Source organism: Streptosporangium jomthongense (assembly GCF_042650425.1).
Lineage (GTDB): Bacteria > Actinomycetota > Actinomycetes > Streptosporangiales > Streptosporangiaceae > Streptosporangium.
Map to the genome: position 1 here is coordinate 1 of NZ_JBHSBC010000040.1, position 16062 is coordinate 16062.

12 protein-coding genes are annotated in these 16062 nt (G+C 68.8%); 3 read left to right on the plus strand and 9 right to left on the minus strand.

Going from position 1 to position 16062, the window contains the following annotated elements; translation table 11 throughout:
* Nucleotides 1-370: 370 nt before the first annotated feature.
* Together ACFOYY_RS33540 and ACFOYY_RS33545 are read left to right on the plus strand one after the other, a co-directional pair.
* Entirely contained in the window at nucleotides 371-1447 is a 1077-nt protein-coding gene (locus ACFOYY_RS33540) for an AI-2E family transporter (RefSeq protein WP_386195101.1), read from the plus strand.
* Nucleotides 1448-1456: 9 nt separating this feature from the next.
* On the plus strand, nucleotides 1457-2119 hold the full coding sequence (locus tag ACFOYY_RS33545; protein ID WP_386195103.1) for a DUF6597 domain-containing transcriptional factor: 663 nt from the start codon (nucleotides 1457-1459) through the stop codon (nucleotides 2117-2119).
* On the opposite strand, the gene ACFOYY_RS33550 is transcribed toward ACFOYY_RS33545, so the two are convergent.
* Both ACFOYY_RS33550 and ACFOYY_RS33555 read right to left on the minus strand, forming a co-directional pair.
* Nucleotides 2109-2876: an arylamine N-acetyltransferase family protein gene (locus tag ACFOYY_RS33550; RefSeq protein WP_386195105.1), complete on the minus strand. Its 768-nt coding sequence runs from the start codon at nucleotides 2874-2876 to the stop codon at nucleotides 2109-2111. The genes ACFOYY_RS33545 and ACFOYY_RS33550 overlap by 11 nt on opposite strands.
* A 15-nt stretch (nucleotides 2877-2891) precedes the next feature.
* Nucleotides 2892-4280 carry a hypothetical protein gene (locus ACFOYY_RS33555; protein ID WP_352009473.1) on the minus strand — a complete coding sequence of 463 codons (1389 nt, stop codon included), beginning with the start codon at nucleotides 4278-4280 and terminating at the stop codon, nucleotides 2892-2894.
* A 103-nt stretch (nucleotides 4281-4383) separates the two neighbouring features.
* Between ACFOYY_RS33555 and ACFOYY_RS33560 the strand changes: the two genes are divergently transcribed.
* A complete protein-coding gene (locus ACFOYY_RS33560) occupies nucleotides 4384-4632 on the plus strand; it encodes a DUF1049 domain-containing protein (protein WP_386195108.1) in 249 nt (82 codons plus the stop codon).
* Here ACFOYY_RS33560 and ACFOYY_RS33565 read toward each other — a convergent pair.
* The 7 genes from ACFOYY_RS33565 to ACFOYY_RS33595 all read right to left on the minus strand — a co-directional run.
* A complete protein-coding gene (locus ACFOYY_RS33565; protein ID WP_352009475.1) occupies nucleotides 4589-5788 on the minus strand; it encodes an MFS transporter in 1200 nt (399 codons plus the stop codon). The two genes, ACFOYY_RS33560 and ACFOYY_RS33565, sit on opposite strands and share 44 nt — an antisense overlap.
* Nucleotides 5789-5917: 129 nt before the next feature.
* The gene (locus ACFOYY_RS33570; RefSeq protein WP_362909673.1) at nucleotides 5918-7063 is read right to left on the minus strand and encodes a glycoside hydrolase family 19 protein; all 1146 of its coding nucleotides are present in this window, start codon (nucleotides 7061-7063) and stop codon (nucleotides 5918-5920) included.
* 312 nt (nucleotides 7064-7375) lie between these two features.
* Nucleotides 7376-9658 carry a carbohydrate binding domain-containing protein gene (locus ACFOYY_RS33575; protein WP_386195111.1) on the minus strand — a complete coding sequence of 761 codons (2283 nt, stop codon included), beginning with the start codon at nucleotides 9656-9658 and terminating at the stop codon, nucleotides 7376-7378.
* Nucleotides 9655-11610, minus strand: coding sequence for a fibronectin type III domain-containing protein (locus tag ACFOYY_RS33580; RefSeq protein WP_386195113.1), 1956 nt, complete (start codon nucleotides 11608-11610; stop codon nucleotides 9655-9657). Before ACFOYY_RS33580 ends, ACFOYY_RS33575 begins: the two co-directional genes overlap by 4 nt.
* Complete coding sequence (locus tag ACFOYY_RS33585; RefSeq protein WP_352009479.1) at nucleotides 11607-13004, minus strand: cellulose binding domain-containing protein; 1398 nt, start codon at nucleotides 13002-13004, stop codon at nucleotides 11607-11609. The genes ACFOYY_RS33580 and ACFOYY_RS33585 overlap by 4 nt, the downstream gene beginning before the upstream one ends.
* A gap of 99 nt (nucleotides 13005-13103) precedes the next feature.
* A complete protein-coding gene (locus ACFOYY_RS33590; RefSeq protein ID WP_362909679.1) occupies nucleotides 13104-14918 on the minus strand; it encodes a cellulose binding domain-containing protein in 1815 nt (604 codons plus the stop codon).
* A gap of 138 nt (nucleotides 14919-15056) precedes the next feature.
* A partial coding sequence (locus tag ACFOYY_RS33595) for a chitinase (RefSeq protein WP_386195116.1) occupies nucleotides 15057-16062 on the minus strand: 1006 nt, incomplete at its 5' end.

The window sequence follows — 16062 nt, forward strand, 5'->3', positions numbered from 1 at the left end:
CCGCTTTTTCGTGTCAAACCGATCCGACCGGATCGCATTTTCTTCGACAAAGCCTGTCCGAGGAATTTCAGACCGCCCCGTCTCCGGAGCAACCCTTCCAACTTACTCCAACATCCGGGCCTTGTCGAACCGGCACCCTGCGCGACGCATGCGTCATGCAGGGAAAGTGGATCAGTGGAAGGGGTCCCGGGGCCTTGGCGATCTTCGCCGACCCCCTCGGGCCTGTGAACTCTATGTAAGGCCTCCGTCGCCGTCAAATCGACGATCACCCGGCGATCGAAGAGGTGATCGGCGCGGTGATCAAAACAGGGAACGCATCAAAGACCACCCCACAAGGCCGCTTCTCTTCCCATATGGGTAGAGATCCAATATGACGGAGCAAAGACGGATTCCCCGGGCTCCCGTCGTGCTGCTCTGCGCGGCGGGCGCGGTGGTCACACTTGCCGGAGTACGGGAAGCCGGGTCGATCATCGGGCCCGTTCTGCTCGCACTGGTGCTCGTTCTGGCGGTCGCCCCTATCAGGGCAAGACTGGAAAGGCGGGGCGCGCCCGGCTGGACGCTCGTCGCGGCTCCCCTGGCTCTCGTACTGCTCCTGCTGTTGAGCATGGTCGCGGTCCTCGCTCTCTCCGCCGCGCAGCTGACGACCCTCGCCTCCACCTACGGGCAGCAGTTCGACCAGTTCGTCGTCCAGGTACAGCAGTTCGCGGCGCGACTGGGCATCGGCAACCAGCAGGTGAACCAGGTGATCAGAACCCTCGACCCGGGAAAGGTCTTCGGGATCATCAGCGGCTTCGCCTCCGGACTGCTGGGGGTCTTCTCCAGCCTGGTGATCATCGTCATCGTGGTGCTGGCGATGTGCCTGGACGCCCGGGCCATCTCCTCCGTCCTGTCGTCCCGCCTGGCTCGGGAACACTCCGAACTCGTCACGGCGCTCGGCCACTTCGCGCACAACACCCGCCGTTATCTGGTCGTCTCCACGGTCTTCGGGCTTGTCTGCTCGGTGTTGGACGTCATCGCGCTGTGGGTGCTCGATGTCCCGCTTCCGATTCTGTGGGGTGTGCTGGCGCTGTTCACCAACTACGTCCCCAACGTCGGCTTCGTCATCGGCCTGATCCCGCCGGCGCTCCTCGGCCTGCTGCAGGGCGGTCCCAAGACCATGGTCCTGGTGATCGTCTGCTACATCGCGATCAACTTCGTGGTCCAGTCACTCGTCCAGCCCAAATTCCTCGGGGACGCGGTCGGCCTGTCCACGACGGTGACCATGATGTCCCTGCTGCTGTGGGCGTTCGTGCTGGGCCCGCTCGGAGCGTTGCTTGCCATTCCGCTGAGCCTGCTGGCCCGCGCCCTGCTGGTGGACAGCGACCCCGAGGGGCGGTGGGTCGCGGCGCTCATCTCGGGGAAAGTCGTCGAGGACGGCCGGGACCGAAAACCCGCGAGGCCGTCCTAGCCTGGAGGCATGTACCGCGAGTGGGCCCCGGATCCGGCGATCGCCGGGCGGGTGACCTGTGTCTGGACGAGCCTCGCCGTCTCGGCGGCCACGCAGCTTGTGGTTCCCGACGGCTGTGTCGACCTGATCTGGGGGCCGGACGGTCCGCACGTCGCCGGGCCGGACACCGGGCCGATGCCGGTGCGGATGCGCCGGGGTGACCGTTACACGGGGGTCCGTTTCCGGCCTGGCGCGGTGGGCGAGGTGTTCGGCGTTCCGGTCGAGGCGCTGCGTGACGCCAGGGTGCCGCTCGACGAGCTGGGGGTGTTGCCGGACCTGACGCCCCGCACCATGCAGGAGACGCTGGCCGTACGGTTGCGCGAGGTTCCTGAGCCCGATCCGGCGGCGCCGGCCATCGCCGAGGCGCTGCGGACGGGCAGGACCGTCGCCCAGGCGGCTTGGGAGCTCGGTCTCGGGGAACGGCAGCTGCATCGGCGGGCGCTGCGCGCCTTCGGGTACGGGCCGAAGACGCTGCAGCGGGTGGTGCGTTTCCAGCGGGCGTTGCGGCTGGCCAGGCGCGGGACGGCGCTGGCCGAGGTCGCGCTGGCCAGTGGGTACGCCGACCAGTCCCACATGGCCAACGAGGTCAGGCGGCTGGCCGGGGTGTCCCTGGGCGGGCTGCTCAGCCGGTGACCCGTTCTCCGGGCGGTGGGGGCGGAGCGTCCAGCCTGATACCGAAATGGTCGCGGTAGGCGGCCAGGATCTCGGCGTCGGTGGTCAGGGTGGTCTCCTCGCGCTCGTCCCCCACGGTGCGGACGAGCTGCCTGTCGTTGAGCGTGAGACGCCCGTCCTCGGTGAGGAGGGAGCACACGAGCGAACGGGTGAAGTGGGACTTGGGCGAGGTCTGCTGCCACCAGCAGGTCGCCTCGTAGTCGGCCAGGACGCGTGGCCGCCGTTCCAGGCGATATTGGGGCACGCCGTTCTGCAACACGTCGATGTCCCCCTCCTCTGCCTCGACCAGCCGGAAGACCCCGCTCTGGTCAGCCTGGTCGGTGCGCAGGTCGAGCCGGAGGGGACGGTTGACGAACCTGCCGAACCCGACGTCGACGAGCCACGGCTCCGGGGTGTCGACGCGTAGCGCCATGTGGTCGAAGGGCGGGCCGAGCGAACCTCCGGAGAAGACCCTGGCCGCCAGCATGGTCACCCGGTAGCCCAGCGAGCGGAGCAGTACGGCGAAGGCACCGTTGAGCTCGTAGCAGAAGCCGCCCCTGCGGCGGCCGACGACCTTGTCGATCAGGGCCTGTTCGCTGAGCGTGACGGGTTCGCCGAGGTGGATGCTCAGGTTCTCGAACGGCACCGTCCGCAGGTGGCGCAGGTGCAGTTCGCCGAGAGCCTCGGCGTCCGGGCGCGGGGGGCGGGCGGCGCCGATCCGCGCCAGGTATTCGTCCATGGGGGTGTTTCCCGTTCAGGCTGCGGCCGGGGCCGTGGGAGACAGGGGATCCGAGGCCTTGGAGACGCGGCGCGCCCAGGGCATGGCCATGACCAGGATCGGCAGCAGGACGATGGAGGCGCGGGACCAGATCGAGTGCATGGCCCACCAGGTGTCGGTGTCGAACTGGGTCAGGTAGAGGTAGCCGCAGCCCGCCCAGAGGGACACGCCGATGATGGCCGGCCAGGCGAAGCGGGTCGGGCGGGCGACCAGGAACGGCATGAACCACAGCAGGTACTGCGCACCGAGTCTGGGCGTGGTGACCATGAAGGCGAGCAGCAGGGCGGTGGTGAGGTCGATCGGGTCGGCCCGGCGCCAGAGGAAGGCCACGACCAGCATGGTGAGGTAGATCAGCCGGGTGCCGAAGGTCGCGATCCCGGAGTGGAGGGTCCAGTCGCCACCGACGAGGATGGCGCTGTAACCCCACTCACCGACGATCGGCCTGACGTCTCCCATGACGCGGATGACCTCGGGAAGCTGATCCAGCGAGGTTCCGGCGAAGACGGGCAGGGTGGCCAGGAAGAAGATCGGTGGTACGGCCGTCGCCACGAACGCGGCCAGCCGGGAACGGAAGGTCGGCAGCAGCAGGAGCATCCCGGGGATCAGCCAGATCGGCCAGCTCTTCGCGCACAGGGCCAGTCCCATCAGCAGGCCGGCGATGATCGCCCTGCGCATGACGGCCGAGTCGCCGTCGCGGGGGGCGAGCGCCGTACGCACCGAACCACCGGGGGCGAGCGCGCCGCCCGGCGCGGTGAGGCTCCGTACGGCTCCGCCCAGCCCGAGGGCGGCGACGCGTTCGCGCGCCAGGGCGAACACGTCGATCCTGAGGCCGGGGCGCTCGGGGTCGCCGGGGCCGCGGGCGACCACGAAGGCGGCGACACCGAAGAGCAGGGCGACGGGTTCGACCTGTCCGTGGATCGAGGCGACGAGGATGGCCAGCGGGTTGCAGGCGTACTGGAAGGCGCGCAGGGAGGCCTTGCCGCCGCCCGCGAGCTTGCCGACGAGCGGGATCAGCGCGATGTCGGCGACCACGGTGACGAGCCTGCCGCCGATCTCCCACGGGATGCCCAGCCACAGCAGCAGGCCGTACACGTAGGGGATGGTGGGCAGGAAGTGCCAGCCGCCCTCACTGCCGATCACGGGGTCCTGACGTCTGAGGATCGCCTCGCCCGCGGGCTTGAAGCTCTCCATGAAGTCGACCGGCTGCCATCTGCTCATCGCGGCCAGGACCATGATGAGCACCCGGAACACGATGCCCACCACGAGCACGAGGATGGGAGACGGGCGCCAATCTCGCCACTGGGCGACCAGAGCCAGCACGACACCTGTGACGAGGACAAACCCCGTGAGAATTGCGTAGTCCATGACGGTAACAGCCTGCCGGAACCGGTCGCCTCACGCCCACTCGGTCTCGAAAACGAGACCTGTCTCTCAGCTTACATCACTCAAAGCTCTACAATCGTTACAAATGGTAGCCCCTGGGGGCGAGTCCTGGTCGTTCGGCAAGTGGATCGCCGAACCGCCCGGGAGGGTGTGGGTGGCGCCGGCCCTGCTGGTGCTCGGGGTGGGCTTCGTCGCGCAGAACCGGGTGCCCGCCAGGATCCGCTGGATGGTCTTCGGCGTGACCTGGCCGCTGTGGCCGGCCCTGCTCGTGATGCCGGTCGTCGGCGTGCTCATCGGGGTGCCGGCCCGTCGCCGGTCGGCGCGGCGGAGGTGAAGGCCTTCCTGGTGTAGAGCAGCGCGCCCAGCGCCGTCAGGGCGAGCAGGAGATAGCCGATCGTGTAGGCGTGGGCCACGGAGTAGACCACTCCCATGACCAGTGGCGGGAAGTAGCCGCCGAGACCACCCGCCGCGCCGACCAGGCCGGTGACCGTTCCCACCCTGGACGGCTCGACGAGTTTGGCGACCAGGGCGAAGACGCCACCCGTGCCGAGGCCGAGGAACAGGGCCGTCAGCACGAAGCACAGTCCGGCGGGGATCTCGGCGGGCGGTTCGAAGGCCAGCACGACCGCCATGATCGCGGTCCCGGCGAACGAGACCAGCAGCACCCTGGTCGCGCCGATCCGGTCGGACAGCGCGCCGCCGACCGGCCTGGCGAGGACCGCGGCCATCGAGAACCCCGCGTCGCGCAGGCCCGCTCCGGTCTGGGTGAAGCCGTAGACGACCTGCAGCAGGGTGGGCAGGTAGGTCGAGAAGGCGACGAAACCGCCGAAGCAGACGGCGTAGAGGAACGCGCACTGCCAGGTCGCCTTGATCTTGACGGCCTCGCGCATCCGGGGCAGCGCGGGCGCCGTCGCGGGTCGCCATTCGGGTGAGTCCCGGCTGACCAGCAGCATCACGACGCCCATCACGGCCAGCAGCACGGCCATCAGCACGTGGGTCTGGGCCCTGCCGAGCCACTCGACCAGGCGGGGCGTCAGGAACGCCGAGACGGCGGTGCCGCCCATGCCCATGCCGAAGACCCCGGTGGCGAAACCGCGCCGTTCCGGCCGGTACCAGGCGTTGACGAACGGGATGCCGACGGCGAAGGAGGTGCCGCCGAGGCCGAGCAGGAAGCCCCACAGCAGCAACCAGCCGTAGGAGTCGGACCAGCCGACCCCGAGCACCGGGACGATGGTCACGAAGCACACGACGGCGAACATGAGCCGCCCGCCGAGCTTGTCGGTGAGCACGCCGACCGGGATGCGGCCGAGCGAGCCGACCAGCACCGGGATCGCGACCAGCAGGGAGGTCTGGGGCGGCGACAGGCCGAGTTGCCTGGTGTAGCTCCCGGCGAGGGGCCCTATCAGGTTCCACGCCCAGAAGGTGATGGCGAAAGCGGTCGTTGCGAGCACCAGGTTGACGACCTGGCCCCGGCGAAGTTCGTTCGGCATGCGCACCCCCGACATCACAAATGGTAACCATCTGTGATGGATCACTCACAAGGGGTACGACCCGCGAAAGGAAAGATGGACGGATTCCGGCCTGCGACCTTGGCCGGAATCCGTCCGCCGGGCGGAAACTCAGCAGCTAAGGTTGCCGCCCGGAGTCACACCGAGGATCTGAGTGAACCTCTGGTAGCTGTTGATCCTGCTCTGCACCTGGGAGGGGTTGCCTCCGTTGCACTCCAGGGCGCCGTTGATGCTGCGGATCGTCTCACCGAATCCGGCGCCGTTGACCATGGCGTTGTGCGGGGTCATCGTGCCGGGGCCGTTCTGGGTCATCCAGTACCAGATGCCGGTCTTCCAGGCCACGGCCGGGTCGTTCTGCACCAGGTTGGGGTTGCGCAGCAGGTCGATGCCCAGGGCGTCGCCGGCGGCCTTGTAGTTGAAGTTCCAGCTCAGCTGGATCGGGCCCCGGCCGTAGTAGGCGGCCTGGCCGGCGGGGCAGCCGTACGGCTGGCTGGCGTCGCAGTAGTGCGGGTAGTTCGAGGTGTTCTGCTCGACGACGTAGACCAGGCCGCCGGTCTCGTGGCTGACGTTGGCCAGGAACGCCGCCGCCTCCTGCTTCCTGACCGTGTCACTGCCGGTGCCTGCGAACGCCGGGTAGGCGCTCAGCGCGTTGACCAGGCCGTTGTAGGTGTAGAAGGGGTTGCGGCTCGGGAACATCTGGTTGAACTGCGCCTCGCTGACCACGAAGCCGCCCGGGTTCGGCGTCGTCGACGTCGGGGTGGGCGTGGGGGTCGGCGTGCCGGAGGGGCGGCAGACGTACGGCGACCAGTACCACGTGCTGATCACGGGGTCGTAGCCCGGGTTGTCGTGGGTTGCCTGGTAGTAACGGCCGTTGGTGTACCTGACGATGTCGCCGGTGACGTAGTTCCTGCCCGCGACCCAGTCGGGGTGGTCACAGGTCGGGACGGTCGGGGTCGGCGTGGGGGTCGGCGTGCCGTTCCCGCACACCCCCTGGTCCGCCCACACGATGGCGACGCCCGGGGTCTCGTTCTGGGTCCACCACTTGGCCGACCAGTTGTGGCCGTTGTAGGAGGCGGTGTTACCGCCCGTGTAGACCTTCGAGGAGTTCCAGGGGTCCGCGCAGGCGGCGGCGACCGCGGTGGAGGTGGTTGCGGTCGTTGAGGCGGTCGTTGAGGCGGAGGCCGCCGGGAGGACGACCGCCAGGGCGCCTGTCACCGCGGCCGCGGCGATGGACGCCATGATGCGTAGTCTCGTCACTTGCTCACTCCTTGGGGCGAAGTCCTTGGGTGGAGTCCTGCGCGGACTCCTGGGGGAGTCCCTGGGGTGATGTCCTGGGGCGGAGACACGGGGACCGGCAAAGACAATCGGCGCCGGAGGTCCGTCTCCCCCGGCGCCGATGGGAACCTCGCCGCCGGGGGTCCGTCTCCCCCGGCGGCGATGAACACCTCGCCTCCGAGGGTCCGTCTCCCTCGGTGACGATGTACACCTCGCCGTCGGAGGTCCGTCTCCTCCTCCGGCGATGGAGACCTCACCGCCGGGGGTCCGTCTCCCCCGGCGGCGAGGGGCCTGTCAACTCAGGGCGTCAAGGTAGGCCCTGTGGTTGCGGGAGAACTCGAAGTTGTTGTACTTGTCCCAGTTGATCGACCAGGTCATCAGACCCCGCAGGCCACGGTAGACACCCTTCGGCTTGTAGGAGCCGCAGTTGGTGCCCTTGCTCAGGCAGTCGAAGGCCTTCTGGACCTCGGCCACCGAGGTGTAGCCGTTGCCCGCGTACTGCGCGGCGGGCAGGCCGATGGCGACCTGCTCGGGGCGCAGGGCGGGGAAGACGTTGTTCGGGTTGCCCGCGATCGGGAAGCCCGCCAGCAGCATGTCGGTCATCGCGACGTGGAAGTCGGCGTTGCCCATCGTGTGGTACTGGTTGTCAAGACCGGTGATCGGCCCGGAGTTGTAGTCCTGGACGTGCAGCAGGGTCAGGTCGTTACGCAGCGCGTGGATGACCGGCAGGTAGGACCCGGCCCGCGGGTCGGCGGAGCCGCTCGCGCCGGGACCGTAGAACTGGTAGCCGAGCTGGACGAAGAACGTCTCCGGGGCCATGGTCAGCACGAAGTTGGCGCCGTACTTGGCCTTGAGGGTCTTCAGCGCGGAGATCAGGTTGACGACGACCGGGGTGGTCGGGGACGCGAGGTTGGTGTCACCGGCGTTGAGGTAGAGCGAGTGGCCCTCGAAGTCGACGTCGAGGCCGTCAAGGCCGTACTTGTCGATGATGGCGCTGACCGACTCGACGAACTTGTCACGCGCGGCCGTCGTGGTGAGCTGGACCTGGCCGTTCTGGCCGCCGATCGAGATCAGCACCTTCTTGCCCTGGGCCTGCTTGGCCTTGATCGCCGCGATGAAGTCGGCGTCGGACTCCACGCTGGGGCACTCGGCGACCGGGCAGCGCACGAAGCGGATGTCACCGGAGGTCACCGAGGTCGGCTCGCCGAAGGAGAGGTTGATGAAGTTCCACTCCTTGGGCACGTCGGCCATCCGCACGTAGCCGGAGCCGTTGGCGAAGGAGGCGTGCAGGTAGCCGACCAGCACCTTGTTCCCGGGCGGCGGGCTGTCACTGACCGTGACCGAGACCTCGCCGGACTTGCTCGACTCACCGACGGGGTTGAAGGCGCTGACCCGGTAGGCGTAGGTGCCGGCCGGGAGGGTCTCGCTGAAGCCCCGGGTCGTCGTCGTGCCGACCTTGGTGTTGCCCCGGTAGACGTTGTAGCCGGTCACGCTGCCCGTGCCGGGGTTCCAGCTCAGCGTCACGGTGGTGCCGTTGACCGTGGCGGCCAGACCGGTCGGGGTTCCGGGCGGCGGCGGGGTGTCGTTGCCGACCGTGACCGAGACCGTGGCGGACCTGGCCGACTCGCCGGCCGAGTTGACCGCGCTCACCTGGTAGTCGTGGTTGCCGGGCTGGGGGCTGTCCGCGTAGGTGGTCGTCGTGGCCGAGCCGACCTTGGCGCCGTCGCGGTAGACGTTGTAGCTCGTGGCGCCCTCTGAGGCGTTCCACTTCAGCGTGGCGGTGGTCACGCTGCCCGTACCGGTCAGGCCGGTGGGGGTGGCGGGCACCTGCGGGGTGTCGTTGCCGACCACCAGCGTGACCGACGCCGACTTGGCCGACTCGCCCACGGCGTTGACCGCGGTCACCTGGTAGACGTGGGAGCCCGCCGGGGCGCCCAGGTCGGTGTAGGTGGTCGTCGTGGCCGAGCCGACCTTGTTGCCGTCACGGTAGACGTTGTAGCTGGTGGCCCCCTCGGAGGCGGACCACTTCAGCGTGGCGGTGCTGGGGGTGCTGCTGCCGGTCACGTTCGTGGGAACGGCGGGCGCCCCGGCTCCGGGAGGGCCGTCCAGGACGATGTCGTCGGCCTGGTAGGCGCCCTGGCCGTACCAGCCGTTGACGTAGACCGTCACCGAGTTGGTCGAGGCGCCGGTGGTGAAGGTCCGGGTCAGCTGGGAGTAGGCCGACGGTGAGGACGTCCAGGTGTTCTGGTCGGTCGTGCCGGTGCCGGTCACGCCGAGGAACACGTAGCCGCCGCGCACCCAGCCGGACAGGGTGTAGGAGGAGGACGGCTTGACGGGGACCGTCTGCTGGCAGCGCGCGGTGTCGGCGCCCTGCGGCGTGGCCTGCAGGGCCTTGGACCCGCCGTGCACCGGCGAGGAGACCGCCGTCGCGCCGGAGGAGGCCGTGCAGGTCCAGCCGGACAGGCCGTCCTCGAAGCCGGGGTTGTTCGCGATGTTGGCGGCGCTGGCGGGCGTCGCGGCGAGCATCGTGCCGCCGATCGCCAGTACGGCCGCCGTGGCGAGCTTCCTGAGGTTCATCCGGTGAATCCCTTGAAGATTGTGGTGAACTCCCACGGCGACTGTGAGATGCCGCTGCAGGTGGGCGATACCTGACCGTTGGGGCAGCCGCCGTTGTCACGGCCGGCCGACCAGAAGCCGATGTAGGCCACGTGGTTGCTGTTGGCCCAGTTGAGCAGCGAGCGCGCGTCCGCCTGGGTGGTGGTCGACCCGGTGTCGTTCTTGCCGATCATCGGGGTGAGACCGAGCATCTTCTTGAGCTGCGCGTCGGTCTTGGCGGGCCAGACGCCCTTCATCTGGTTGAGGGTCGCCTGGGCGGCGCTGATCAGTGCGGCGCCCCAGTTGCCGCTGTAGCCGAAGTCCATCAGCATCGGGTTGACGATGAGGTTGAGACCCTTGGCGGCGGCGTCCTGCAGGATCGACACGGAGAACGGGTCGAGGCCGTAGTCCGCGCCCTGGATGCGCAGCGTGTAGCTGATCACGGTGCCGCGCTCGGTCTGGAGCTGCTTCAGCGCGGTGTTGACCTTGTTGACGTCGATGGAGGCCTCGACGTCGACGTCGAGGTGGTTGGTGCCGACGGTGTCGAGCACCTTCTTGTAGGCGGTGAGCAGCGCGGCGGAGGTGCCGCAGGTGTGCTCAAGGTAGGGACCCTGGGCGCCACCGGTGGCCACGATGACCTGGCCGCCCTTCGCCTGGAGCGCCTTGACGTCGTTGATGATGCGCGGCTCGTCGATCGGGATGGTGCCGCCCCAGGCCGGGTTGCAACCGGTGCTGTCGCCGAGGGCGAAGGCCAGGGTGTAGTTCTTCACCCCGGTGGCGTTGGACGCGCTGACCAGGGAGGGCGTCGGCATCGTGATGTCGATGTAGGGCGCGTAGCGGATCTCACCGGTCGGAGGGAGGGTGTCGTCGCTGGTCTTGCCGCTGACCGAGGGACCGTACGCGGAGCAGTTGTTCGATCCGTCGCACGCCCTGACCCGGAAGCCGTAGGTGGTGTTGGCGGTCAGGCCGGTCGCGGTGTGGCTCAGGTTCGCCCCCGCGCTGACCGGGGCCCCGTTGTCCCTGGAGACCTCGTAGCGGTCGACCTTGCCCGAGTCGTCGGTCGAGGCCGACCACGCCAGGTTCAGCGAGTTGGCCGTGGGACCGCCCACGGTCAGGCCGGCCGGCACGCTCGGCGGGGTGGTGTCGGGGCCGCCGGTGGTGGTGCCGTTCACCACGGAGGTGTAGGCGGAGCAGTTGTCCGAGCCGTCACAGGCGCGGACCCGAAAGCCGTAGGTGGTGCTGGCGGTCAGGCCGGTCGCGGTGTGGCTCAGGTTCGCGCCGACGCTGACCGGCGTCCCGTTGTCCCGCGACACCTCGTAGCGGTCGACCTTGCCGGAGTTGTCGGTCGAGGCCGACCAGCTCAGGCTGAGCGTGCTGTTGGTGGCGCCGCCGACGGCCAGGTTGCCGGGGACGGTCGGCGGGACGGTGTCCGGGGGCGGGGTGTCGTCACCGGGCGGGCCGTCCAGGACGATGTCGTCGGCCTGGTAGGCGCCCTGGCCGTACCAGCTGTTGACGTAGATCGTCACGGACTTGGTGGACGCGCCGGTGGTGAAGGTCCGGGTCAGCTGGGAGTAGGCCGACGGTGAGGACGTCCAGGTGTTCTGGTCGGTCGTGCCGGTGCCGGTCACGCCGAGGAACACGTAGCCGCCGCGCACCCAGCCCGACAGCGAGTAGGACGAGGACGGCTTGACGCTGACCGTCTGCTGGCAGCGCGCGGTGTCCGAGCCCTGCGGCGTGGCCTGCAGGGCCTTGGATCCGCCGTGCACCGGCGAGGAGACCGCTGTGGCCCCTGAGGTCCCCGAGCAGGTCCAGCCGGTCAGGCCGTTCTCGAAGCCGGGGTTGGTGGCGATGTTGGCGGCGTGGGCCGGCGTGGCGGCGAGCATCGTGCCCCCCACCGCCAGTGCGGCCACCGCGGCGAGCCTCCTGAGGTTCATCCGTTGTACCCGACGAAGATCTTGGCGAACTCGTAGGGCGTCTGGGGGATGTTGGTGCACTTGTACAGGGGGCCGTTGCAGGCGTTGCGGTCCCGCGTGCCCTCCCAGTACGAGAGCATCCCCAGGTGCTTGGACTTGGCGAAGGCGACGAGCTGGCGGGCGTCGGCCTGGTCGAAGACCCTGCCGTCGTCGTTCTTGCCGAGCATCGGGGTGACGCCGAGCATTCTCCACAGCTGGGCGTCGTTCTTGGCCGGGTAGAGGGTCTTGAGCTGGTTGAACGTGCTGTTGGCCGCCTGGATGGCCGCGTCACCGTAGTCGGCGTCACGGTAGTAGTCCATGGCCATGACGTTGACCAGGTCGAGGTTGACCCCGGCGTCCCTGGCCGACTTGACCACGTTGATGCCGCTCTCGACGAGGCCCTCGGGCAGCACCGGCAGGGTCAGCGAGATCTTGAGGTTGGGGTAGGTCTGCTGGAGCTTGGCCAGCGCCTGCGACCTGCGGTTGACGGAGGCGGTGTCCTGGGTGGCCGCGCCCTCGATGTCCAGGTCGATGTACTTCAGGCCGTAGGTGTCGACGACCATCTTGTACTCGTTGTAGAGCGCGGTGACGTCGGTGCAGGCCTGGGCTAGCTCGACGCCGCTGGCGCCGCCGAAGGAGATCTTCACGTCACCGCCGGCCGCCCTGATGGCGTCGATCTGGTCCTTGGCCCACCCGGAGCGCGGGTCGAAGGCGCCGAACCAGGTGGCCTTGCAGGTCCCGGCGCCGATGAAGGCGAGGGTGTAGTTCTTGACCCCGGAGGCCGTCACCATGTCGGACAGGACCGGCGTCGGCCAGGCGCCCATGTCGACGTAGGGGGCCATCCACAGGTTCCCGCCGGGCTGGACCGTCGGAGTCACGGTGGGAGTCACCGTCGGGGTCACGGTGGGCGTGACCGTCGGGGTCACCGTGGGGGTCACGGTGGGCGTGACGGTCGGCGTCGGCGTGGGGGTGGAACCGCCGTCGCAGGGGTTGCCGTTGAGCGTGCAGCCGGTCGGCGAGCCGGTGCCGGTGGAGACCCAGCCGAAGGTGGCGGTCGCGCCGGGCGCGAGCGTGCCGTTGTAGTCACGGTTCTTGAAGGTGTACTTGCTCCCGGACTGCGTCATGAGCGAGTCCCAGTAGGAGCCGACCCCGGTGCCCGAGGGCAGGTCCAGGACCACCGTCCAACCGTTGAGCGTGGTGGTACCGGTGTTCTTCACGGTGATCTGGCCGGTGTAACCGCCCGACCACTCCGATGCCTTGGTGAAGGTCGCGGTGTCCGCCTGGGCGGGCGCGTTGACAAGCAGTGTCGCTCCGCAGGCGAGCGCCGCGGCGACGGCGAGCGTCGACAGCCGCACTCGTGTTGATCGTTGGTTCATGACCTGCCTCATGGGACTTCTGGGGGGTGTGGGGGGTGTCATGGGGTGTCATGGGGGTACGGCCCGCGGCCCGGTGCACCGGGCCGCGGGCCGTACCGGCTAGAAGCCGGCGGTGATCTTGGTGAACTCCCAGTCGGCCTGCGCGACGCCGCTGCAGGTCTCCTGGACGCCGCCGCCGGGGCAGGGGCGGTCACGGTTGGTCGACCAGAAGGCCAGGCGGGTCAGACCCTTGGACTTGGCGTAGTCGGTGATCTGCTGCCAGGTCGCCGGGCTGGTCACCTCCTGCTGGTCGGACAGACCGTTCATGCCGGAGATGCCCATGTGGGCGTAGGCCTGCGCGTCGGTCCAGCCGTTGGCGGACTTCAGCGCGTTCTTCAGACCCTCGGCCGCGTTGACCGTGCTCTGGTACATGTTCGCGCCGCCGTTGAAGTCGAACGGCATGATCGTGTAGTTGTCGATCGGCACGGCCAGCGCCTTGGCCTGGTTGATCAGGCGGATGCCGTGGCTGGTCGGGCCGGTGGTCGCGGTGCCGAAGGTCACGACGATCTTGACGTTCGGGTTGGCGGCCTTGACGATCTTGAGACCGTTGAGGATGCGGTCCTGGACGGTGTAGTTCTCGAACTCGTCGGTGTTCTCGATGTCGAAGTCGACCACGGCCGGGCCGACCGCGTCGATGACCTTCTGCACGGCGCCGGCGAAGGCCTGCGGGGTCGAGCAGTTCGGGCCGAGCTTGTTACCGCTCCAGCCACCGAAGGAGATCTGGACGTTGCCGCCCGCGGCCTTGACCGCGTTGATCGCGGCCTGGTCGGCGCCACCGGTCAGCGGACGCTGCCCGTCCCAGGCCGGGTTGCACCCGTTCTGGGCGAGGATGAAGGCCATCGTGAAGGACTTGATGCCGGTGGCGTTCATGACGGTGGTGACGCTGGGCGGGTTGCCCCAGCCCATGTAGAGGTACGGCGCGCCGGGCATCTTGGCCGGGTTCGGGTTGGTGCAGCCCGTGGTGGTGCCGGTGACGGCGGCGCTGGCGGCCGACTCGCCCTGAGAGTTGTAGGCCTTGACCGTGTAGGTGTGCGGCTCACAGGTGCCCAGGTTGGAGACCGTCGCCGAGGTGCCGGTCACGGTCGCCTTCACCGTGGAGCCCTCGTAAACGCGGTAGCCCGTCACCGTGCCCGAGGAGGCGCCCCACGACAGCGAGATGGAGGTGTCGGTGGTGCCGCTCACGGTCACGTTGGCCGGTGCGCCGGGGGTGCCGGTGGTGCAGCCGGTGGTGGTCGCGCTGACCGGGTCGGTCTTGGCACCCTCGCCCGCGCCGTTGTAGGCCGCGACGGTGTAGGTGTGCGCCTCGCAGTCACCCAGGCCGGAGATCGTCGCCGAGGTGCCGGTCACGGTCGCCTTCACCGTGGAGCCCTCGTAGACGCGGTAACCGGTCACCGTGCCGGACGCCGTGCCCCACGACAGGGACACGCTCTTGGAGCCGCCGGTGGCCGTCACCGCGCCGGGCTTGCCGGGGGCGGTCTCGGTGCTGCCGCCGCCGCAGTCGGCGCCGTTGACCTTGCAGCCGGTCGGGGTCGCGTCACCGGGGGAGGCGATGAAGCCGAAGCTCACGCTGCTCCCGGCCGGGAGGCTGCCGTTCCAGCCGACGTTGCTGAGCGTGAAGTGGGTACCGCTCTTGGTCAGGCTGGCGTCCCAGGCGGAGCTGACGTTGCCGCCCGCGGGCAGGTCGAACTCGACCTTCCAGCTGCTCAGGGCGGCGCCGCTGTCGTTCTTGATCGTGTACTTGCCTTCGAAGGCCGAGCCCCAGCTTGAGGTCTTGGTGAAGGTCGCCGTCACCCCGGCCGCGTGGGCCGGGGAGGAGGCGAGCAGTACACCCGAGGCGGCGATGGCCGCCGCCACGAGAATACGAAGAGGACGCATGTTCCCTCCATGGGGAAGAGGTGCGAGAAGTGCGGTCTTACTTGGGGGGTGTCACTTCGTCGTGACCTAGGTAGGGCCCGCGCCCCGGGGGCGGAAGACGCGGGCCGTACCGGCTGTGTGCCCTGGGAGGTGCTTCCCCTAGGGAAGAGTGGCGAGGTGCGGCTTGACGGTCTTGGAGAAGTTCCAGTTGTTGCTGGCGTCCCAGTTGATCGACCAGGTCATCGCGCCCCTGATGCCGGGGTAGGCGTTCGGGGGAACGAAGGAGCCGCAGTTGGTCTTGGTGGCCAGGCAGGTCAGCGCCTGGTTCACCATGGAGGGCGCGACGATGCCGCCGCCCGCGGCGCCGGGGCCCGCAGGCAGGCCGAGCGCGACCTGGTCGGGGCGCAGACCGTTCTCAAGCTGGATGCAGGCCAGGGCGGTCATGAAGTTGACCGTGCCCTGCGAGTAGGCCGCCATCTTGTCGCAGCCGAGCATGGAGCCCGAGTTGTAGTACTGCGTGTGGACAACGGTGAGGATGTCCTTGATGTTCAGCGCGAGCTTGAAGTACTCGGCACCCGGCGACTGCATGTCGATCGTCTGCGGCGCCATCGTGATGATCAGGTCGGAGCCGGCCTTGGCGCGCAGCGACCGCAGGGCCTGACCCATGTAGGTGGCGTTGAGGCCGTTCTCCAGGTCGATGTCGACGCCGTCGAAGCCGTAGTTCTGCATCAGGGCGTAGACGCTGTCGGCGAACCTGGTCGCCGCGGCCGAGCTGGCGACCTGGACGCGGCCCTTCTCACCGCCGACCGAGAGGATGACCTTCTGGCCGCGCGAGTGCACGGTCTGCACGTCGGCCTTGAACTGGGCGTCGGTGTAGCCGCCCAGGGAGGCCGACAGGCCCGGGTCGATGCCGAAGACGACCTCGCCCGCGGTGGAGCTGGCCTCGCCGAAGGAGACGGCGATCAGGTCGTACTCCTTCGGCACCGAGGAGAGCTTCAGCTCGACCGCGGGGTTGTCGAAGTTGTGCCAGTAGCCGGTGAGGAAGTGCTTGGGCAGCGGGGTGGTGGTGCAGCCCGTGGTGCTGGTGCTGGCCGGGTCGCTCTTGGCGCCCTCACCGTTGTCGTTGTAGGCCGCGACGGTGTAGGTGTGCGCCTCACAGTCACCC